This is a genomic window from Pseudomonas arcuscaelestis (assembly GCF_016881005.1).
GTDB lineage: Bacteria > Pseudomonadota > Gammaproteobacteria > Pseudomonadales > Pseudomonadaceae > Aquipseudomonas > Aquipseudomonas arcuscaelestis.
Genome location: NZ_JACOPV010000001.1, coordinates 381,315 through 401,979, shown reverse-complemented (window position 1 = coordinate 401,979; position 20,665 = coordinate 381,315). Strand labels below are relative to the sequence as shown.

The window sequence follows — 20,665 nt, the reverse complement described above, 5'->3', positions numbered from 1 at the left end:
TGATGCGCGAATCACTGGAAAAGATGCTCGCCAAGGGTGTGGATAACGCTCTGCTGCGCTTCGGCCTCGGCAAGGCCTGGCTGGATGAAGGCAATGGCGCCGAGGCTGCAGTGCACCTGCAGCGCTGCGTTGAGTTTGACCCCAAGTATTCAGCAGCGTGGAAACTGCTGGGCAAGGCGTATCGACTACAAGGTGACACTGGCGCAGCACACCAGGCCTGGGAGCAGGGGCTCGGCGCTGCCAAGGCCCACGGTGACAAGCAGGCCGAGAAAGAAATGACGGTGTTCCTGAAGAAGCTGGACAAGGAAAATGCCCAGCTCCCCAAAAGCTAGCACGCCCAGGTGGGCGCGGGCCGGTAACTCAGTACCAGCGCTCTTCACCGGGTGGACGCTTCTTGAAGCGTTTCATGCTCCACATGTACTGGCTTGGATAAGCTCGCACATAGCGCTCAACCACCTGGCTCATTGCCGCCACCGACGTTTCGGTATCTTCGCTGTACATGGCTTCCGGCGCTGCTTCCAAGATGACTTTGAAGCCTGACCCATCGGGCAAGCGCAGGGCATGCAGGAATACTCCCACGGCTTTGCCGCCCGCCAACATGTTCGGCACAAATTTGCTGGTCAACGCCTTGGTGGCGAAAAACGGTACGAAAATACCCGCCGACTCGGCCGGCTCCGGGTCTGCCGGAATACCGACCTGACCGCCTTTACGCACTTCCTTGATGATGCTCAGGATGCCTTCCTTGGTAGACGCCGCCACGCGATTACCCAGTTGCACACGCTGTTCGCGGAGCAAATCGTCAACCGCCTTCAACTTGGGCGGACGATAGAAAATAATCGGTTTGCACTGGTTGCAATAAAAGTGATTGAGCACTTCCCAGTTTCCCAGGTGACTGGTGATGCCGACGACACCCTTGCCCGAGGCCAGCGCTGCGTGCAAAACATCCAGGCCTTCAACTTCGCGAACCAGTTCAAGCGAACGCTGGGCCGGCCAGATCCAGGCGCAGGCACTTTCAGTAAAAGACTTGCCGATGTCCATCAGGGTGCGACCCACCAATTGCTCACGTGCTACCGGGTCCATCTCCGGAAAACACTTGGCCAGGTTGATTCTTACCACCTCGCGCGAACTGTTCGGCACCTTCCACATGATCCAGCCGATGGCGGCGCCGATCCGCTGTACTGCGCCCCACGGGAGCTTGGCAAACAATCGCAACGCCCCGACCATCAAGGCGCCCTTGAACTTATCCACAGGCTGGTTCCTCTTTCTGCAAGCCGGCCATTGTACTCCTCAGCGCAACAGAGCGGCGTAGCGATCGCAATCGGTGGTGTGATCCATGACCATCCCGGTGGCCTGCATGAAGGCATAGCAAATCGTCGGCCCCACGAACGTGAACCCGGCTTTCTGCAATGCCTTGCTCATGGCCTTAGCTTCATCGGTTACCGCCGGGACGTCGCTGCGCTGGCTGAAATGATTGATTTTCGGTTCACCGCCGACAAACGACCAAAGCCAATCAGCAGGGTTTTCCACGGCCAGCCAGGCCTTGGCATTGCGTCGCGCTGCGTTGAGTTTGAGCCGATTGCGAATAATGCCGGGATCGAGCATTCGCTCCTCGATTTCTTCGTCGCTCATCCGCACCAGGCGCTCAGGATCAAAGCCAAACAGTACCTCACGGTAGCGTTCACGCTTCTTCAGCACAGTGATCCAGGACAGCCCGGCCTGAAAGCCTTCAAGCAGCAGCATCTCGAACAATTGGCGTGGATCACGCTGCGGCGTGCCCCACTCCTGATCGTGATAAGCCTGGTAAAGCGGATCGTCGGTACACCAAAAGCAACGTGGCATAAGGCTCCAAGGGTAGAGGCTCAAGCGAATCGGGTTATACTCCCGCTCTTTATATTCGCAGCCCTAGAAACAGGTGAATTTCGTGAGCCAGCCTACGCCAGCAGTGCGTACCTTCCAAGACTTGATCCTCGCCCTGCAGAACTACTGGGCCGAGCAAGGTTGTGTGGTGCTTCAGCCCTACGATATGGAAGTGGGCGCCGGCACTTTCCATACCGCCACGTTTCTGCGCGCCGTCGGCCCGGAAATCTGGAACGCCGCCTACGTACAGCCAAGCCGTCGCCCTGCTGACGGTCGCTATGGCGAAAACCCCAACCGCCTGCAGCACTACTACCAATTCCAGGTAGTGCTCAAGCCAAACCCGGCGAACTTCCAGGAACTGTACCTGGGCTCGTTGAAGGCCATCGGCCTCGACCCGCTGGTACATGACATCCGTTTCGTCGAAGACAACTGGGAATCGCCGACGCTTGGCGCCTGGGGTCTGGGCTGGGAAATCTGGCTCAACGGCATGGAAGTCACCCAGTTCACTTACTTCCAGCAAGTAGGTGGCATCGAGTGCATGCCGGTCACGGGTGAAATCACCTATGGCCTTGAGCGTCTGGCTATGTACCTGCAGGGCGTCGACTCGGTCTATGACCTGGTCTGGACCGATGGCCCGTTCGGCAAGGTTACCTACGGCGATGTGTTCCACCAGAACGAAGTGGAACAGTCGACCTACAACTTCGAGCACGCCAACGTCGAGAAGCTGTTCGAACTGTTCGACTTCTATGAAAGCGAAGCCAATCGCCTGATCGAACTGGAACTGCCACTGCCGACCTATGAAATGGTCCTCAAGGCCTCGCACACCTTCAACCTGCTCGACGCCCGCCGCGCCATCTCGGTGACCGCGCGCCAGCAATACATCCTGCGTGTGCGCACACTGGCCCGTGCTGTGGCTCAAAGCTACCTGCAAGCGCGCGCCAAGCTGGGCTTCCCGATGGCGACCCCTGAATTGCGTGATGAAGCATTGTCCAAGTTGGAGGCTGCACAATGAGTGCTCAAGATTTCCTTGTTGAACTGGGCACCGAAGAACTGCCGCCAAAAGCCCTGAGCGCCCTTGCCGACGCGTTCCTTGCCGGTATCGAGAAAGGCCTGCAGGCTGCTGGCTTGAACTACACCGACAAAAAGGTCTACGCCGCGCCGCGTCGTCTGGCCGTGTTGATCCGCCAGCTGGATACCCAGCAGCCAGATCGCAGCATCAATGTCGACGGTCCTCCCCGTCAGGCAGCGTTCGATGCTGAAGGCAATCCGACCCAGGCAGCCCTCGGCTTCGCCAAGAAGTGCGGTGTAGACCTGGCAGAAATCGATCAGAGCGGCCCGAAACTGCGCTTCTCCCAGCATATTCCGGGCAAAGCTACCGCCAGCCTGCTGCCAACCATCGTCGAAGATTCGTTGAACGACCTGCCAATCCCCAAGCGCATGCGCTGGGGTGCTCGCAAGGAAGAATTCGTGCGTCCGACCCAATGGCTGGTAATGCTGCTGGGCGACAACGTCATCGACTGCACTATCCTCGCCCAAAAAGCTGGCCGTGACTCTCGTGGCCATCGCTTCCACCACCCGGAAGACGTGCGCATCAGCGCCCCGGCGAACTACCTCGAAGACCTGCGCAAAGCCTACGTGCTGGCCGACTTCGCCGAGCGTCGTGAAATCATCAGCAAGCGTACCGCTGAGCTCGCCCTGCAACAGGAAGGCACCGCGATCGTGCCACCGGCCCTGCTCGACGAAGTGACTGCACTGGTCGAATGGCCGGTGCCGCTGGTCTGCTCGTTTGAGGAACGCTTCCTTGAAGTGCCCCAGGAAGCCCTGATCACCACCATGCAGGACAACCAGAAATATTTCTGCCTGCTGGACGGCGACGGCAAACTGCTGCCGCGCTTCATTACCGTGGCCAACGTCGAAAGCCGCGATCCGAAGCAGATCATCGAAGGTAACGAGAAGGTTGTGCGCCCACGCCTGACCGACGCCGAGTTCTTCTTCAAGCAGGATAAGAAGCAGCCTCTGGAAAGCTTCAACGAACGCCTGAAGAATGTGGTGTTCCAGGCTCAACTAGGCAGCGTCTTCGACAAGGCCGAGCGTGTTGCCAAACTGGCCGCGTTCATCGCCCCCCGTATTGGCGGTGACGCCCAGCGCGCATCCCGTGCCGGCTTGCTGTCCAAGTGCGACCTGGCCTCCGAAATGGTCGGCGAGTTCCCTGAAATGCAGGGTGTTGCCGGCTATTACTACGCCCTCAATGATGGCGAGGCGCAAGATGTCGCCCTGGCCCTCAATGAGCAGTACATGCCGCGCGGTGCCGGCGCTGAACTGCCAACGACCTTGACCGGTGCGGCTGCGGCCATCGCGGACAAGCTCGACACCCTGGTCGGTATCTTCGGTATCGGCATGCTCCCGACCGGCAGCAAAGACCCCTATGCACTGCGTCGTGCGGCGCTGGGTGTACTGCGCATCCTGATCGACAAGCAGCTGGACCTGGACTTGAACGACGCGGTGAACTTCGCCGTGACCCAGTTCGGCGCCAAGGTCAAGGCTGCAGGCCTGGCTGAGCAGGTACTGGAGTTTGTCTTCGACCGTCTGCGTGCTCGTTATGAAGACGAAGGCATCGATGTGGCCACTTACCTGTCGGTGCGTGCACTCAAGCCGGGTTCAGCCCTGGACTTCGACCAGCGCGTACAGGCTGTACAGGCGTTCCGCCAGTTGCCGGAAGCCGCTGCCCTGGCCGCCGTGAACAAGCGTGTGTCGAACCTGCTGAGCAAAGCCGAAGGTACTGTGGCCACTACGGTCGAACCGAAGTACTTCGACAATGCCAACGAGTTCTCCCTGTACTCGGCTATCCAGCAAGCTGACCAGGCTGTGCAACCAATGGCAGCTGCTCGTCAGTACAGTGAATCGCTGGCACGTCTGGCAGCTCTGCGTGAACCGGTCGATGCCTTCTTCGAGGCAGTGATGGTCAACGCCGATGACGCCAATGTACGGGCCAACCGTTATGCCTTGCTCAGTCGCCTGCGCGGTCTGTTCCTGGGCGTAGCCGACATTTCGCTGCTGGGGTAAGTCTTGAAGCTGCTGATTCTCGATCGGGACGGAGTGATCAATCAGGACTCCGACGCCTACATCAAGTCGCTGGAAGAGTGGATACCGATCCCGGGTTCGATCGAGGCCATCGCGCAGTTGAGCAAGGCCGGCTGGACGGTGGCAGTGGCCACCAACCAGTCCGGCATCGCTCGCGGTTACTACGACCTGGCAACCCTGGAGGCCATGCACGCGCGCCTGCGCACACTGGTGGCTGAACAGGGGGGCGAGGTTGGCCTTATCATCTATTGCCCTCACGGTCCGGATGAAGGCTGCGATTGCCGCAAGCCAAAGCCGGGCATGCTGCAAACCATAGCCGCGCATTACCAGGTTGATCTGGCTGGTATATGGTTCGTCGGTGACAGTAAGGGTGACCTGGAAGCCGCATTGACCGTCGATGCTCAACCGATTCTGGTAAAAACCGGGAAAGGCGAGAAAACCCTGAGCAAGGGAATTCCACAAGGAACATTGATCTTCGATGATCTGGCGGCCATCGCCAGAGAACTTATCCACAAATAGGGCGCCTACAACCCAGGCGCACTTTTACTAGGCGGGCAAGCCCGCAACGGTACATGCCGCTATGTCGATCCTGCAGGCGATCAGAATTTTTCTTTTTTACCTGCTGCTGGGTACCAGCTCTTTGCTGTGGTGCACCCTGAGCTTTTTTATCGCGCCGTTTCTGCCATTCAGCGCTCGTTATCGCTTCATCAACGTCTACTGGTGCCGTTTCGCACTGGTATTGGTACGAATTTTCCTGAACATAAAGGTCAAGGTTAGCGGGGCTGAAAACATCCCCAAACAACCTTGTGTGATCCTTTCTAATCACCAGAGCACCTGGGAAACCTTCTTCCTGTCTGCATATTTTTCACCGTTGAGCCAGGTGCTCAAGCGTGAGCTGCTTTACGTGCCGTTTTTCGGCTGGGCCATGGCTATGTTGCGCCCCATCGCCATTGACCGTGACAACCCCAAGGCTGCACTGCGGCAGGTTGCCAGTGAAGGCGACAAATTGCTCAAGGACGGTGTTTGGGTACTGATTTTCCCGGAGGGTACCCGCGTGCCATTCGGCCAGATCGGCAAGTTCTCCCGTGGCGGTACCGCCTTGGCAGTGAACGCCGGCCTGCCTGTTCTGCCTATCGCTCACAATGCTGGCAAGTTCTGGCCAAAGCAGGGATGGAACAAGCGCGCCGGTACTATCGAGGTAGTGATCGGTGCCCCTATGTACGCTGAGGGTACCGGTCCCCGTGCCATTGCCGAGCTGAATGACCGCGCCGCGGCCTGGAACGAACAAACCCAACGCGCTATGGGGTCATTGCCAGCACCGGCCTCTGATGCGGCCCAGAGCATCGCCTGACGATCTGTGGATAACTTGTGTACAGTATTTGGATTTTTCGCTAAAAACTTTTCTAAGTTATTAATTTAATTACTTATTTTCTTGTATGACTGTTTTTTGAAAATCGTGCATAAGTTTATCCGTGGCATAAAAAAACCGGCGCTTAGCCGGTTTTTTTATGCGCGTGGCAACGTCAGACCTTATCGATGTCCACATCTCGGGTTTCTTTCAGGCAAAACAACCCGACCACCAGGCTGATACCCGTGATCAGCACCGGGTACCACAAGCCGTAGAAGATATCACCGGTATACACCACCAAGGCGAACGATACAGTAGGCAGAAAGCCGCCGAACCAACCATTGCCGATGTGATAGGGCAGCGACATCGAGGTGTAGCGAATGCGCGTTGGGAACAGCTCGACCATCACCGCGGCCAACGGACCATAGGTCATGGTGGCAATCAGTATCATCGCTACGATCAGCACCACCACCATCGTTTCGTTCACGCTGGCTGGGTCAGCCTTGGCCGGATAACCCGCCTTATCGATCGCAGCTCGCAAAGCCACCTCATCGAAGCCATTGATGCGCTGATCACCCACAGTCACAACAACTTCGCTACCGGCAGCCACAGATTCCGAACTGTACGGCAGACCTTGTTTGACCAGGAATGTCTTCACCTTGTCGCACGGGCTATCGAATCGAGCCTTACCTACCGGGTCGAATTGGAACGTGCAGCTTTGCGGGTCGGCCATGACCACAATAGGTGCCTGGCGGCTGGCCATATCAATCTGCGGGTTGGCGTAGTGACTCAGGGCTTTGAACAGTGGGAAGTACAGCACAGTCGCCAGAAGCAGGCCGAGCATCAGGATAGGCTTGCGCCCGATTCGGTCCGATAGCCAGCCGAAAAATACAAAGAACGGGGCGCCGATTACCACGCTGATGATCAGCAAGGTGTTGGCCTGGGCCGGGTCCATCTTCAACATCTGGGTAAGGAAGAACAGTACATAGAATTGAGCGGTGTAGAAGGTCACCGCTTGCCCGGCGTTGATACTGAACAGTGCAGTAAGAACGACCTTCAGGTTAGCCCAGGAGCCAAAGGATTCGCGAATGGGCGCCTTACTGGTTTTGCCTTGTGCCTTCATTTTCACGAAAGCCGGCGATTCATGCATGCTCATGCGGATCCAGGTTGAGATCGCCAACAACACGATCGACAACAGGAATGGCAGGCGCCAGCCCCAAACTTCAAACTGATCGCCGCTGATATAGCGGCTCCCCAACACAACCAGCAGCGACAACAACAAACCAAGTGTCGCAGTGGACTGGATGAAGCCTGTGTGGAAACCGCGCTTGCCGGGTGGCGCATGCTCAGCTACGTAAGTTGCCGCGCCGCCATATTCACCGCCCAGAGCCAGGCCTTGCAGCATCCGCAGAATCACCAGGATGATCGGTGCGGCAATACCAATGCTGGCGTACGTCGGTAACAGGCCTACAGCAAAGGTCGACAACCCCATCAGCACGATGGTCACCAGGAAGGTGTACTTGCGCCCAATCATGTCGCCCAGGCGACCGAACACCAGCGCCCCGAATGGTCGGACCAAAAAGCCCGCAGCAAAGGCCATCAAGGCGAAGATAAAGGCAGTGGTATCGTTCACCCCGGCAAAGAACTGCTTGCTGATGACCGCGGCCAGTGCCCCATAAAGAAAAAAGTCATACCACTCAAAAACCGTCCCGAGGGATGACGCGAAAATGATCTTGCGCTCTTCACGGCGACTATTACTTACCGTTGCGGCGCCCTGCTCCTGAATGTAATCCGACATCGTTGCTGTCCTCGGCCTCAAGGCCCCAGTGATTATTCTTGTTGTTCCACTGTCGACACAGGCAGACCGCGGCCCGCGTCGTTATTGCTACGCACCCTTGGGTCAGGGCGTCGGTATTGCGTTTTCTTCGCCGATCCGCGTTGTGGATAACTTCCCCCGTATAATCAGTTGCGCCGCTTTCTCGGCGATCATCAAGGTGGGTGAACAGGTATTGCCGGAAACAATCTGCGGCATGATCGAGGCATCAGCGATGCGCAGCCCCGGTACGCCGTGAACGCGTAGTTGCTCGTCCACCACATCCAACGCCCCGTTGCCCATCCGGCAGGTACCCGCCGGGTGAAAAATGGTGGTACCAATTTGCCCGGCAGCTTCCTGCAGCTGTTCTTCGCTGTGCAAATCAGCCCCAGGCAAGTATTCACGAGGATTGAACGCAGCCAGGGCAGGGGCTTGGACGATCTTGCGAGTGATGCGTATGGCTTGGGCGGCAACCCGTAGATCCTCAGGGTCACTCAGGTAATTAGGATCGATCAACGGTGCATCGTCAGGGTTGGCCGAGCGGATATCGATACGTCCACGGCTGGCCGGACGCAGATTGCAGACCGAAGCCGTGAACGCCGGGAACCGGTGCAAGGGCTCACCAAAACGCTCAAGTGAAAGCGGTTGGACATGGTATTGCAGGTTGGCGGAGGCTTGTTCCGGGCCAGAGCGCACAAATGCACCCAACTGACTGGGTGCCATGGCCAACGGGCCGCTGCGGTCGTACATGTAGCGCAAGCCCATGCCCAGCTTGCCCCAGGCACTATTGGCGACCTGGTTAAGTGTGCGCGCGCCACTGACCTGATAGATCAGGCGAAGTTGCAGATGGTCCTGCAGGTTGCCGCCAACGCCCGGTAATTCATGACGTACCGTTATCCCCAGGCTTTCAAGCAACGTCCGCGGGCCAATGCCTGAACGTTGCAGGATGCCAGGAGAACCCACGGACCCTGCACACAGGATGATCTCGCGACGGGCATTGAAATGCTGCCACTCACCGCGCCAGCGCGCTTTTACCGCAGAGGCGCGACCTGCGTCGAGAACCACCTGATCGACCAATACATCGGTTAATACAGTCAGGTTGGGGCGAGTCAGTATCGGACGTAGAAACGCCTTGGCAGAGTTCCAGCGCACACCGGCACGCTGATTGACCTGGAAGTATCCACATCCTTGGTTATCGCCACCGTTGAAGTCGGCCACACTCTCAATGCCACTTTGCGCCGCCGCCTGACGAAAGGCATCCAGAATCGGCCAGGAATAACGTTGTTGCTCGACGCGCCACTCGCCTTCATCGCCATGCACTTCACTGGCACCGGCAAAGTGTTTTTCGCTGGCCTTGAACAGCGGCAGCACATCTTTCCACGCCCACCCGGCATTGCCTTGCTCAGCCCAGCGATCATAGTCACCGGCCTGGCCACGCATGTAGATCATGCCGTTGATCGAGGAACAGCCACCCAGCACCTTGCCCCTTGGGTAGCCCAAGGAACGCCCTTGCAGGCCAGGCTGCGCTTCGGTCTTAAAGCACCAATCGGTACGGGGATTGCCAATACAGTACAGATAGCCCACTGGAATGTGGATCCAGGGATAGTTGTCTTTACCTCCCGCCTCCAGCAACAAAACTCGGCAGGTCGGATCAGCAGACAAACGATTGGCCAGAAGGCATCCGGCAGGACCAGCACCCACGACTACATAGTCGTAGAGAGAATCGGCAGATGGCATGGGCAACCTCGCGCCTGATTATTATTCTTGTCTCAGCCCATGTTATTGATTAATTTCGAGATGAAAACGTTAGATTTCACTCAAGTGCTGTGCGTTTTAACACAACGTTCGTGAACACATGATTCACAAGGAAAAGCATGTTCGACTGGAATGATCTGCGGTTTTTTCTCGAGTTGCAGCGAAGCGGGCGCCTGCTGACAGCAGCCAAGCGCCTAAATACAACCCACAGTACGGTCGCTCGGCATATCGACAACATTGAGCAGAGCCTGGGCACGGCGCTGTTCGTCCAGCACGCTCAAGGCTACGAACTCACCCCCTCCGGACAGGCCTTGCTCAAGCATGCCGAAGCCATGGAAAACGTTGCACTCCTGGCGCAGGAAGAGATCACTCAAGCCATCACGCCACTGGGGAAAATCCGCCTGGGTGTTACTGAAGGCATCGGCATTATGTTCTTCACCCCACGCATGGGCAGCCTGTTCGAGCGCTACCCGGGACTGGAGGTTGAACTGGTTGCGGTGCCAAGATTTGTCAGCATCCTTAACCGAGAAGCTGAAATCAGCATTCATCTGGAACGACCCAACGCCGATCTGCTGATCACTCGCAAACTCACCGACTACCGCCTGGCGCTCTATGCCAGCCCTGAATACCTGGCCCAGGCACCAGCTCTGCACCACCGTGAAGACCTGGCCAAACACAGCTGGATCGGTTACGTCGATGACCTGCTGTTCAGCCAGGAACTGTTGTTTCTAAACAGTTTCTGCCGAGCACCGAACGTGGTGTTTCGCAGCACCAGCGTGATCGCTCAGCAGCAAGCTGCCCGTGCGGGGTTGGGCATTGCCGTGCTACCCAACTATATGGCCCAGCAAGACCCGTCACTGGTACGCGTGCTGCCCAGCGAAACCATCCAACGCAGCTATTGGATCTGTACCCGCCGCGAGTTGCACAAGTCCGTTCGCCTGCGCGTAGTCTGGGATTTTCTTCTGGCGTTGTGTGCACAGGAGCAGGACACTTTACTGGCGGAGTAGGGGGCTTAGCCCCCCAGCGTTTTGATTGCTAGAAGCAACGCCGCGCAGATCCCGACACCCGCAAACAGTTGCTGCAAGCGTGGTCCCGCCAGACGACTGGCGAACTGGCGGGCAACCAACAGCCCTGCGATTGCACCGGCGGCAAAGGGTGCACCGACGCTCCAATGCATTACACCAGCCACACTGGCACTGATCACGCTCCCCGTAGACACCAGAGCAATCACGGCGAGCGAAGTGGCGACAATGCTTTTCATATCCAGATTGGTGTAGCGACTCAATGCAGGGATGATTACAAAGCCTCCGCCGACCCCAAGCAAACCGGAAAGCAGACCAGACAACACGCCGGTGACGGCCAATGCCCGGGCACAGGGCAGGGTCCAGCGCAGTCGCCCTTGCAAGGGGTTGAGCACACACGGCATGACCGTACGCTTGCCCAATGGCGGCTCACCACGCAATTGACGACAAGCCTTGAGCATCATGCGCCCGCAGGCGTAAATCAGCACTGCAGCAAAGGCCAGGGACAGCGGTGCATTGGGAAGCTGATGCGCCAGCATCAAGCCCAGCGGTGCAGCGGCAACTCCGATAGCCGCCACAAACGCTGCCGCCCGGTAGCGCACCACGCCTTGGCGCAGCCCCAATACGGCACCCACAGCAGCAGCCATGCCGACGGCGAGCAACCCAACTGGCGCAGCCTCCACCATAGTCAGCCCCAGGCCAAAAACCAGCAGAGGAACGGCCAGAATTCCGCCTCCAGCACCGGTCAATGCCAACACAGCGCCAATGGTCGCTCCCAATCCAACAGCGAGGAATGGTTGCTCGATCACTGCCTGGCCTCTAGCGGTGCCGCAGGAGGTTTGGCCAGCCACTCACGACCTTTGAGCATGCAGCGCCAGTACAGAGGTGGCAGGATCTGCGCCTTGAGCAACCAGGCCAGACGGGTAGGGCGGCGACCATCAAGCAGCCAGCGCGGGAAGCTCGGCGACAGTTTGCCCCCATAGGTGAACTCCGCCAGCACGATCTTGCCACGCTCAACCGTGAGCGGGCAGGAACCATAGCCATCGTAGTGCGCCAGCCTCGACAGGCGGCCAAGGGCAACCAATACGTTGTTGGCAACTACCGGGGCCTGCTTGCGCGCGGCCGCTGCGGTCTTGGCGTTAGTGGTATTGATACCATCGCCCAGAGCGTGAATGTTGGAGAACTTGCGGTGACACAGCGTTACCGGATCAACGTCAATCCAGCCTGCGGTGTCGGCCAGGGGACTGTTGCGAATGAAGTCGGCAGGGACTTGCGGCGGTACGACATGCAGCATGTCGTACGGCTGGGTCAGGGTTTCGCTGCTGCCATCGGGCAGGGTGCGTTCAAAGGTGGCTTGCCGGGCAGGGCCATCGACGGCAACCAGACGATGGGAGTATTGGAGATCCACGCCGTACTTATCGATGTACTCCATCAGGGCAGGCACATAATCGGCGACGCCAAAAAGCACCGCGCCTGCGTTGAAGAACTTCGCCTGTACGTCTCCAAGGCAGCCTTTACGCAGCCAGTGGTCACACGAAAGGTACAAGGCTTTCTGTGGCGCGCCGGCACATTTGATAGGCATTGGTGGCTGGCTGAATATCGCTCGACCTTTGCGCAGGTTTTGCACCAGTTGCCAGGTATAAGGGGCCAGATCATAGCGATAGTTGGAGGTTACTCCATTGCGGCCCAGGGTCTGGGCCAGGCCATCTATGGCATCCCACTCAAGCTTTAAGCCGGGGCAAACTACCAACTGTTCGTAGCTCAGCAATCGACCGTCACTCAAGATTACGGTCTGCGCATGCGGGTCGAAGCGTTCTACCCGCGCCTTGATCCAGTGAACACCGGACGGAATCGTCGACTCCATGCTCCTGGCAGTGCTCGGCGCGTTGAAGACACCAGCGCCGACCATGGTCCAACCGGGCTGATAATAGTGGGTGTCGCTCGGATCGACTAGGGCAATATCCAACGAGGGATCGCGGCACATCAGGCTTGCGGCCACAGCGACGCCGGCGGCCCCTGCACCAACAATCAGGACCTTGTGATGATCGCCTTTCGGCGATGTGGTTTGTGCAGGCATGGCAAGGTGTTCCTTTAATAATAATTCTGGGTACTGCTCAGAGTGCGTTGAGCGGAATTTTCAAATAACGCACTCCGTTTTCTTCCGGATCAGGCAGTTGGCCACTGCGCATGTTGATCTGTACCGAAGGCAGGATCAGCACGGGCATGTCGAGCGTGGCATCGCGAGCTTCGCGCATGGACACGAAGCTATCCTCGCTGATGCCTTCTTTCACATGGATGTTGCTGGCACGTTGCTCAGCCACGGTGGTCATGTAACGAAGCTCACGCCCTCCCGGCAGATAGTCGTGGCACATGAACAACCGCGTCTCAGCGGGGAGGGCGAGAATGCGCTGGATCGAGCGATACAAAGTCCGAGCACTTGCCCCCGGGAAGTCACAACGGGCTGTTCCGTAATCCGGCATGAACAGGGTGTCACCGACAAAGGCGATAGCTTGCCCCTCAATTTCGACCACGTAGGTCATGCATGCCGGCGTATGCCCTGGGGTGTGCAAGGCGCGGGCGCGCAGGTTGCCAATTGCAAAGTGCTGCTCGTCGTCGAACAGCACATCGAATTGGCTGCCATCGCGAGCGAAGCGGCTGTCAGCATTGAACAGGGTGCCGAAGACTTTTTGCACTTGAGTAATCTGGCTGCCAATTGCAATTCGCCCTCCCAAGGCCTCCTTGAGATACGCCGCGGCAGACAGATGATCGGCATGTACATGGGTTTCGAGAATCCACTGAACCGTACCCCCCAGCTCTTTCACCCGAGCGATCAACTTGTCCGCTGAACAACTGCTGGTGCGTCCGGATTTTGGATCGTAGTCCAGCACGCTATCGACCAACGCACATTGGCTACTGCCACGGTCCATCACCAGATAGCTGATGGTTGAGGTGACACTGTCGAACAGGGCCTCCACATACAAATTGCCGCCGATGATCATTACCACTCTCCAGATAATTCGTGTGCCTGGGCGTTGAGCCAAGTGCGCATTGGCAAAGCTGCCATCAAGATGCATGCCACCGTTAACAAGCCAATTTTCCGAGGCCAAACGCCGCTTTTATTGAATGACATAGACTTCGTCCCCTACCAACTGCCGAAGTTTCTGCCAACTATTGGCAGACAATGGCAGTTTTTGGCAGACGGGCTCGCCTTTCAGTTAAGCTGCTCACGTGCTTTTCCTGGTGCCTTATGTCTTATTCCTCGCGAAAATTCCCCGCCCCCGCAGTTCAAGCGCTGGTGTCGTACCTTGAACACGACGCCCATCCGTCAATCGTGCTGGATACCGACTACAACATTCTCGCGGCCAACGCTGCCTACCAGCGCCAGTTTGGCGTTGAAGGCCAACCTCCCATCGGCGATAAATGTCACAGGGTTTCCCATCATTACGCCGTACCATGCGACCAGGCCGGTGAACTATGTCCGATGCGCAAGGCATGGAGCAGTCGAGCGCCTGAGCGCGTGCTACACGTACACCACACCCCGCGCGGCCCCGAACATGTTGATGTGGAGTTGCGTCCGATCCTTGATCAACAAGGTGAAGTGATTGCCTTTGTCGAACGACTTACCAGCATCGCGGTAGCTTCTGCTCAGCCTCAGCAACAAGGGTTGGTCGGACGCGCGCCAGCCTTCACGGACGCGTTGGCAAGTCTGCAGCGTGCAGCACCTGCGCAGATTCCGGTGCTGCTCCAAGGGGAATCCGGAACAGGTAAGGAGCTTTTCGCCCGAGCCTTGCACTTGGGCAGTCCGCGCAACTCCGGTCCACTGGTGGTCGTTGACTGCACCGGCCTGACCGAGTCACTGTTCGAAAGCGAGCTTTTCGGGTACGAGAAAGGCGCTTTCACCGGCGCCCTGCAACGCAAGATAGGACTCGCTGAAGCCGCTCACGGCGGAACACTGTTTCTGGATGAAATCGGCGAAGTACCGCTCGCCATGCAAGTAAAGCTGTTACGCATGATCGAGTCGGGCAGCTTTCGTCCGGTTGGAAGCTTGCGAACAGTCCATTCGGATTTCAGGCTTGTTTCAGCCACCCATAAGCCTCTCAAGGAAATGGTCGCTGCAGGTACCTTTCGAGAAGACCTGTATTACCGAATCAGTGGCTTTCCAATTCGTCTGCCTTCACTTCGTGAGCGCGCGGACGATTTGCCCTTACTGATCGAAAGCCTGCTGCAACGGATGGCGGGAAAATCCGCGCCTCATGTCGATAGCGAAACACTGAAGCTACTCAGCCTGCACAGCTTTCCAGGAAACATTCGTGAGCTGCGCAACATTCTCGAGCGAGCAAGGCTATTCGCCGACGACGGCGTTATCCGTGCCGAACATTTACCGAGCGACTTGCGCACCGCCCTGGACAGGACTCCACCCCCTTTGCGGCGCCGGCACAAAGAAAGTTTTGCGCAACTGGCGCAGGCACTGGATAACTTTTCCGGTTCCCGCACTGAACTCGCCAGGCATCTGGGATTGAGTGAACGTACGTTGTACCGACGCTTGCGTGAACTGGGATTGTAAATATCCGCAGTGCTTAAAGTTGGATAGGTTCCACGTGGAACATCCGATGTTGAGAACGGGCTCACAGGAAGCAGTCCGTTGCATGCGATTGTGGTCATTCGACAGCGCTTTTTTCTTCTACGCTGATACTGCTCACCCGCTGCGGAGAGCTGTCCAAGCGTCGATTGTCGGTCGGAAACCACTAGGGCCAACCGCCTGACGTTCCGCTCTGTTTTTTCTGCCACAGGAGCATCGTCATGTCTGCCTGTCTTCACCGGGCGATCTTGCTAGCCATCGCCATGTTTGCGCTCTCAGGCTGTTCCGATAAGGATGAACCACCCAAGGCAACGACCGCGTCACCCGCATCGACTGTAGCGTCCGCTCCTGAATCTGCAGCCGCGCCAAACGCCCCAACAGCGCCAAATGCGGCAGTGTTCAGCACCGAACAGCTCGATCAAATGCTGGCACCGTTGGCGTTGTATCCGGACGCGTTACTGGCCCAGGTACTGATGGCCACCACCTATCCAGGCAATGTCGCTGACGCCGTCGTCTGGTCCAAGGCGCATCCCAAGGTCAGCGGTGATGCCGCCGTCCAGCAGGTCGCCGACCAACCGTGGGATCCCAGCGTGCAATCGTTGGTGGCTTTTCCACAGGTACTGGCTACCCTCGGACAGGACCCGGTCTGGGTGCAACGAGTCGGCGATGCCTTTCTTGCCCAGCCCGATGCAGTCATGAACTCGGTGCAGCGCCTGCGTGCCAAAGCCAAAGCCGCAGGCCATCTGGAGTCCAACGAACAGCAGACTGTCACAGTACAACCGGCAAGTGCCTCCGCAGGCGGCACAACCACAGCGGTGCAAGGTAGCGCACCGGCACAAACCATTGTCATCCAACCGACCAACCCGCAGATTGTCTACGTGCCCAGTTACAACCCCTCTGTGGTGTACGGCAATTGGTCATCCCCGTCCTATCCACCAGCGTATTATCCACCCCCACCGGAGTATCCCATCGCTACGGCGTTGGCCACGGGCCTGGCTTTCGGTGCCGGCATAGCGATCGTCAATTCCCTGTGGGGTGATTGCGACTGGGACGATCACGACGTCGATATCAATGTAAATCGCTACAACAACATCAACAACGTCAATCGAAGGCTCGATGCCAACCAGAACAACTGGCGTCACAATCCTGCGTACCGCGACGGCGTTCCCTACCGCGACCAAGCCAGCAGAGCCCAGTTCGACCGGCGTTTACCCGGCAGCGAACAACGTACGGCCTACCGCGGTGACACGCCGGCCCGTGTCGAGGACCGCGCGCGAGCCCGAGAAAGCCTCGCGCAGCATGGCATAGAAGCACCGGCAACCAGCAACCTTGAAGCCCGCCAAAGGGTGCAGAGTGCCGACCGCGAGCGCGCCCAACAAACCCTTGAAAAACAGGGTATCAGCCAGACCGGTAGCGCACGCGAACGCGCCCAGGTTGCCGACCGCCAACTAAAAAGTGATGCTCACACCCGACAGCGTGCTCAGGCCCCGCAACAGAACCGCCAGCATCAGCAGCCCGTGCGCAATCAACAGGTACGCCAACAAGTACGCCAGCAGCATGCGAGCGCGCAGGCACCACGCAATAATGCCTTGGCAGGTGTGCGCAACCCTTCGCAGTCACGCATCGCCAGCAATCGTGGCCAGGTCAGTCAACGGAGCGCCAGCCGACCCTCCGTGGCGTCTGCGGGCCACCAAGTGCAACGACCCGTACGGATGCATTCCAGCGGTGGCGGCCGTCGCCGTTGAGAGGAGAGTCAGTCATGAATACTACAAGTCGATTTACGCTTGCTTTGCTCCTGCTGTGGGCGTCCAGCAGTTACGCTCAAAAACATTTCCCAGATGCGCAGGCTGCCGGTGAAGCGTTGGTACTGGCGCTGGGTAGTGAAAAAGCCGATAGCCAACAGCTGGCTAACCTGCTCGGCAACGACTGGCAAAGCTACATCCCAACCAAGAACGTTGACCGAAAAGATGTCGACGCCTTTCTTTCCCTGTACAAGCAAAAGCATAAAATACAGGCTGACAGTCCGGAGCGAGCGCATCTGGTTGTCGGTGACGCGTCCTGGGTGTTTCCAATCCCCGTCAGACACAGTGCTAGCGGTTGGTCATTCGATACCAAAGCGGGCGCCAAGGAGATCCGCCTACGCCGTATCGGACGCAACGAACTGGCGACCATTGAAGCGGTGCGCGCCTACCACGACGCCCAGATGGATTACGCCGAAGTCGATCGCAATAGCGACGGAGTCCTGGAGTACGCCCAGAAATTCATCAGTAGCGACGGTCAGTTCGACGGTCTGTACTGGCCGGAGGAGGAAGGTATCGAGGAAAGTCCGCTTGGACCGCTTTTTGGTGATGCTGCAGTTGGCGATGACTGGCATGGCTATCACTATCGTATCCTCACTGCGCAAGGCCCTTCGGCACCGGGCGGCGCCTATGACTACAAGATCGGCGATCGCATGACTCGTGGCTTTGCCGTAATTGCCTGGCCGACGACCTACGGTGACACGGGCGTGATGAGCTTCATGATCAGCCATGACGGCGAATTGTTCGAGAAAGACCTCGGCCAAGACAGTGCAAAACAAGCTGCCGAGATCACACGTTTCGACCCTGACAGCAGTTGGAACGAAGTGAAGGACGAGGAGGGCGTGCGCTGAAGCAATCAGCTCGACTCATGAAATCAACGCAAAAAAAACCCGCGTTAGCGGGTTTGGTAATGACCGACCAGCCCTGCTTTCAGGTTCCGGCCGGTCATTAATTTTTTTACGTTGCTGCTATACGTGAACCTACACCTGATCAGAAATCCAGGTTAGACACTGCCAAGGCGTTGCTTTCAATGAATTCGCGACGCGGTTCAACGGCATCACCCATCAACGTGTTGAAGATCTGATCAGCAGCGATCGCATCTTCAATAGTCACCTTGAGCATACGGCGCACGGTTGGGTCCATCGTGGTTTCCCACAGCTGATCCGGGTTCATCTCACCCAGACCTTTGTATCGCTGAATGGTGTGACGCTTGGTGCTCTCTGTCATCAGCCAGTCGAGCGCTTCCTTGAACTCTGTGATCGCCTTCTTGCGTTCACCACGCTGCACATAGGCACCGTCGCCGAGCAGAGTGCTCAGTTGCGCGCCCAAGGCAGTAACGGTGCGATAGTCGTTACTACCGAAGAAGTCACGGTTGAAAGTAACGTAGCTGGCAAGACCGTGGGAGGTGATTTCCACTTCCGGCAACCAAACATTGCGCTCTTTGTCTTCACGCAGGCTGGCTTTGTAGAGCAGGCCCGACTTCTCGCTGGTACGCAGACGCTCTTCAAACTTGCCCAACCATTCCTGCATTGCAGCATGGTCACCCAGTTGCTCAAGAGATACGGCCGGCAAGTAAACGAAGTGCTCGGTCAGTTCCTGTGGGTAAAGGCGCGACAGGCGCTTGAGGGTCTTCATCACCGTACGGAACTCGTTTACCAGACGCTCAAGCTCAACGCCGGAAACAGGAGGTGCCGATTCGTCCAGGTGCAAGCTGGCATCTTCCAGAGCCGATTGGGTCATGTACTCTTCCATGGCCTCGTCGTCTTTGATGTACTGCTCTTGCTTGCCCTTTTTGACCTTGTACAGGGGCGGCTGAGCAATGTAGATATAACCACGCTCGACCAGTTCAGGCAGCTGACGGAAGAAGAAGGTCAGCAGCAGAGTACGAATGTGCGAACCGTCGACGTCAGCATCGGTCATGATGATGATGTTGTGATAGCGCAGCTTGTCGATGTTGTACTCTTCGCGGCCGATACCGCAACCCAGCGCGGTGATCAGTGTGCCAACTTCCTGGGACGAGATCATCTTGTCGAAACGCGCTTTCTCGACGTTCAGGATCTTACCTTTAAGCGGCAGGATAGCCTGAGTCTTGCGGTTGCGGCCTTGCTTGGCCGAACCGCCTGCGGAGTCACCCTCCACCAGGTACAGTTCGGAAAGGGCAGGGTCCTTTTCTTGGCAGTCAGCTAGTTTTCCTGGCAGACCGGCGATGTCCAGCGCGCCTTTACGGCGGGTCATTTCTCGCGCCTTGCGCGCTGCTTCACGAGCACGTGCGGCATCAATCATCTTGCCGACAACTGCTTTGGCTTCGTTCGGGTTTTCCAGCAGGAAGTCAGAGAAGTATTTACCCATCTCTTGTTCAACGGCTGTTTTGACCTCCGAAGATACGAGCTTGTCTTTGGTCTGCGAGCTGAACTTGGGATCCGGCACCTTCACCGAGATGATCGCGGTCAGACCTTCGCGGGCATCATCGCCGGTGGTCGAAACCTTGTTCTTCTTCGCCAAGCCTTCCTGCTCAATGTAGTTGTTCAGGTTACGCGTCAACGCCGAGCGGAAGCCGACCAGGTGAGTACCGCCATCACGCTGCGGAATGTTGTTAGTGAAGCACAACAGGTTTTCGTTGAAGCTATCGTTCCACTGCAGGGCAATTTCAACGCCCACACCGTCTTCGCGCTGAACGCTGAAGTGGAACACTTGGTTGACCGGAGTCTTATTGGTGTTCAGGAACTCAACGAAGGCGCGCAGACCACCTTCGTACTTGAAGTACTCTTCTTTGCCCGAACGTTCATCCTTAAGCAGGATGCCAACGCCAGAGTTGAGGAAGGACAGTTCGCGAATCCGCTTGGCCAAGATATCCCAGCTGAAGTGGATGTTCTTGAACGTCTCGCTCGAAGGCTTAAAGTGAATCTGGGTACCCGTAGTTTCGCTGTCGCCGACAATAGCCATCGGCGCCTGGGGAACACCGTGAACATAGGTCTGTTCCCAGATCTTACCGCTACGACGAACTGTCAGGAGCAACTGCTCAGAAAGGGCGTTAACTACAGAAACACCTACACCGTGCAGACCGCCGGATACTTTGTAGGAGTTATCGTCAAACTTACCACCTGCGTGCAAGACGGTCATGATGACCTCGGCGGCAGATACGCCTTCCTCTTTATGCACGTCGACTGGAATGCCGCGACCGTTATCGCGAACACTGACGGATTCGTCCGGGTGGATAGTTACGGTGATGTCATCGCAATGGCCGGCGAGTGCTTCGTCGATCGAGTTATCGAGCACCTCGAACACCATGTGGTGCAGACCGCTACCATCATCGGTGTCGCCAATGTACATACCGGGACGCTTGCGCACGGCATCTAGCCCTTTCAGCACTTTAATGCTGGAGGAGTCGTACGTTTGATTTTCGCTCATGCC

General features: G+C 57.4%; 17 protein-coding genes. 9 read left to right on the top strand and 8 right to left on the bottom strand.

Features of this window, described 5'->3' with window-relative positions; genetic code table 11:
• Positions 1-2: 2 nt before the first annotated feature.
• Positions 3-332 (top strand): tetratricopeptide repeat protein, encoded by a 330-nt coding sequence (locus tag H8F21_RS01825; protein ID WP_203477072.1) that lies wholly within the window; start codon positions 3-5, stop codon positions 330-332.
• A gap of 28 nt (positions 333-360) precedes the next feature.
• Here H8F21_RS01825 and H8F21_RS01820 read toward each other — a convergent pair whose 3' ends face one another.
• Together H8F21_RS01820 and H8F21_RS01815 are read right to left on the bottom strand one after the other, a co-directional pair.
• A complete protein-coding gene (locus tag H8F21_RS01820) occupies positions 361-1,248 on the bottom strand; it encodes a lysophospholipid acyltransferase (RefSeq protein ID WP_203477074.1) in 888 nt (295 codons plus the stop codon).
• A 39-nt stretch (positions 1,249-1,287) separates the two neighbouring features.
• Positions 1,288-1,839, bottom strand: a complete 552-nt coding sequence (locus H8F21_RS01815) for a DNA-3-methyladenine glycosylase I (protein WP_203477077.1) — start codon at positions 1,837-1,839, stop codon at positions 1,288-1,290.
• 82 nt (positions 1,840-1,921) lie between these two features.
• On the opposite strand from H8F21_RS01815, the gene glyQ reads away from it, so the two are divergent.
• From glyQ to H8F21_RS01795, 4 genes are all read left to right on the top strand, one after another.
• On the top strand, positions 1,922-2,869 hold the full coding sequence (gene glyQ / locus H8F21_RS01810) for a glycine--tRNA ligase subunit alpha (protein ID WP_203477079.1): 948 nt from the start codon (positions 1,922-1,924) through the stop codon (positions 2,867-2,869).
• Positions 2,866-4,920 carry a glycine--tRNA ligase subunit beta gene (gene glyS, locus H8F21_RS01805; protein ID WP_203583915.1) on the top strand — a complete coding sequence of 685 codons (2,055 nt, stop codon included), beginning with the start codon at positions 2,866-2,868 and terminating at the stop codon, positions 4,918-4,920. Before glyQ ends, glyS begins: the two co-directional genes overlap by 4 nt.
• Before the next feature lie 3 nt (positions 4,921-4,923).
• A complete protein-coding gene (gmhB, locus tag H8F21_RS01800) occupies positions 4,924-5,457 on the top strand; it encodes a D-glycero-beta-D-manno-heptose 1,7-bisphosphate 7-phosphatase (RefSeq protein ID WP_203477083.1) in 534 nt (177 codons plus the stop codon).
• 61 nt (positions 5,458-5,518) lie between these two features.
• Positions 5,519-6,289 carry a lysophospholipid acyltransferase family protein gene (locus H8F21_RS01795; RefSeq protein WP_203477085.1) on the top strand — a complete coding sequence of 257 codons (771 nt, stop codon included), beginning with the start codon at positions 5,519-5,521 and terminating at the stop codon, positions 6,287-6,289.
• Between the two features lie 172 nt (positions 6,290-6,461).
• Here H8F21_RS01795 and H8F21_RS01790 read toward each other — a convergent pair whose 3' ends face one another.
• Both H8F21_RS01790 and H8F21_RS01785 read right to left on the bottom strand, forming a co-directional pair.
• Positions 6,462-8,084, bottom strand: coding sequence for an MFS transporter (locus H8F21_RS01790; RefSeq protein WP_203477087.1), 1,623 nt, complete (start codon positions 8,082-8,084; stop codon positions 6,462-6,464).
• 102 nt (positions 8,085-8,186) lie between these two features.
• Positions 8,187-9,836, bottom strand: coding sequence for a GMC family oxidoreductase (locus tag H8F21_RS01785; protein ID WP_203477089.1), 1,650 nt, complete (start codon positions 9,834-9,836; stop codon positions 8,187-8,189).
• 137 nt (positions 9,837-9,973) lie between these two features.
• On the opposite strand from H8F21_RS01785, the gene H8F21_RS01780 reads away from it, so the two are divergent.
• Positions 9,974-10,861 carry a LysR family transcriptional regulator gene (locus tag H8F21_RS01780; RefSeq protein ID WP_203477091.1) on the top strand — a complete coding sequence of 296 codons (888 nt, stop codon included), beginning with the start codon at positions 9,974-9,976 and terminating at the stop codon, positions 10,859-10,861.
• A 5-nt stretch (positions 10,862-10,866) separates the two neighbouring features.
• Here H8F21_RS01780 and H8F21_RS01775 read toward each other — a convergent pair whose 3' ends face one another.
• Genes H8F21_RS01775 through H8F21_RS01765 form a run of 3 tightly spaced genes read right to left on the bottom strand, consistent with a single transcriptional unit; the run spans position 10,867 to position 13,875 of the window.
• The gene (locus H8F21_RS01775) at positions 10,867-11,685 is read right to left on the bottom strand and encodes a sulfite exporter TauE/SafE family protein (protein ID WP_203477092.1); all 819 of its coding nucleotides are present in this window, start codon (positions 11,683-11,685) and stop codon (positions 10,867-10,869) included.
• Entirely contained in the window at positions 11,682-12,953 is a 1,272-nt protein-coding gene (locus tag H8F21_RS01770) for an NAD(P)/FAD-dependent oxidoreductase (RefSeq protein WP_203477093.1), read from the bottom strand. The genes H8F21_RS01775 and H8F21_RS01770 overlap by 4 nt, the downstream gene beginning before the upstream one ends.
• A 37-nt stretch (positions 12,954-12,990) precedes the next feature.
• Positions 12,991-13,875 carry an MBL fold metallo-hydrolase gene (locus H8F21_RS01765; protein WP_203477095.1) on the bottom strand — a complete coding sequence of 295 codons (885 nt, stop codon included), beginning with the start codon at positions 13,873-13,875 and terminating at the stop codon, positions 12,991-12,993.
• Between the two features lie 248 nt (positions 13,876-14,123).
• Between H8F21_RS01765 and H8F21_RS01760 the strand changes: the two genes are divergently transcribed.
• From H8F21_RS01760 to H8F21_RS01750, 3 genes are all read left to right on the top strand, one after another.
• Positions 14,124-15,440, top strand: coding sequence for a sigma-54 interaction domain-containing protein (locus tag H8F21_RS01760; RefSeq protein ID WP_203477097.1), 1,317 nt, complete (start codon positions 14,124-14,126; stop codon positions 15,438-15,440).
• 236 nt (positions 15,441-15,676) lie between these two features.
• The gene (locus H8F21_RS01755) at positions 15,677-17,200 is read left to right on the top strand and encodes a DUF3300 domain-containing protein (protein WP_203477098.1); all 1,524 of its coding nucleotides are present in this window, start codon (positions 15,677-15,679) and stop codon (positions 17,198-17,200) included.
• A gap of 14 nt (positions 17,201-17,214) precedes the next feature.
• Entirely contained in the window at positions 17,215-18,105 is an 891-nt protein-coding gene (locus tag H8F21_RS01750) for a DUF2950 domain-containing protein (RefSeq protein WP_203477103.1), read from the top strand.
• 139 nt (positions 18,106-18,244) lie between these two features.
• On the opposite strand, the gene gyrB is transcribed toward H8F21_RS01750, so the two are convergent.
• Positions 18,245-20,662, bottom strand: coding sequence for a DNA topoisomerase (ATP-hydrolyzing) subunit B (gene gyrB, locus H8F21_RS01745; RefSeq protein WP_203477105.1), 2,418 nt, complete (start codon positions 20,660-20,662; stop codon positions 18,245-18,247).
• Positions 20,663-20,665 lie beyond the last annotated feature (3 nt).

Bases quoted from the DNA above. Each gene is read 5' to 3' on its own strand.
- H8F21_RS01770 (WP_203477093.1), bottom strand. From the start codon at position 12,953: ATGCCTGCACAAACCACATCGCCGAAAGGCGATCATCACAAGGTCCTG.
- H8F21_RS01785 (WP_203477089.1), bottom strand. From the start codon at position 9,836: ATGCCATCTGCCGATTCTCTCTACGACTATGTAGTCGTGGGTGCTGGT.
- H8F21_RS01815 (WP_203477077.1), bottom strand. From the start codon at position 1,839: ATGCCACGTTGCTTTTGGTGTACCGACGATCCGCTTTACCAGGCTTAT.
- glyS (WP_203583915.1), top strand. From the start codon at position 2,866: ATGAGTGCTCAAGATTTCCTTGTTGAACTGGGCACCGAAGAACTGCCG.
- H8F21_RS01755 (WP_203477098.1), top strand. From the start codon at position 15,677: ATGTCTGCCTGTCTTCACCGGGCGATCTTGCTAGCCATCGCCATGTTT.
- gyrB (WP_203477105.1), bottom strand. From the start codon at position 20,662: ATGAGCGAAAATCAAACGTACGACTCCTCCAGCATTAAAGTGCTGAAA.
- H8F21_RS01825 (WP_203477072.1), top strand. From the start codon at position 3: ATGCGCGAATCACTGGAAAAGATGCTCGCCAAGGGTGTGGATAACGCT.
- H8F21_RS01795 (WP_203477085.1), top strand. From the start codon at position 5,519: ATGTCGATCCTGCAGGCGATCAGAATTTTTCTTTTTTACCTGCTGCTG.
- H8F21_RS01765 (WP_203477095.1), bottom strand. From the start codon at position 13,875: ATGATCATCGGCGGCAATTTGTATGTGGAGGCCCTGTTCGACAGTGTC.
- H8F21_RS01790 (WP_203477087.1), bottom strand. From the start codon at position 8,084: ATGTCGGATTACATTCAGGAGCAGGGCGCCGCAACGGTAAGTAATAGT.
- H8F21_RS01760 (WP_203477097.1), top strand. From the start codon at position 14,124: ATGTCTTATTCCTCGCGAAAATTCCCCGCCCCCGCAGTTCAAGCGCTG.
- H8F21_RS01780 (WP_203477091.1), top strand. From the start codon at position 9,974: ATGTTCGACTGGAATGATCTGCGGTTTTTTCTCGAGTTGCAGCGAAGC.
- H8F21_RS01750 (WP_203477103.1), top strand. From the start codon at position 17,215: ATGAATACTACAAGTCGATTTACGCTTGCTTTGCTCCTGCTGTGGGCG.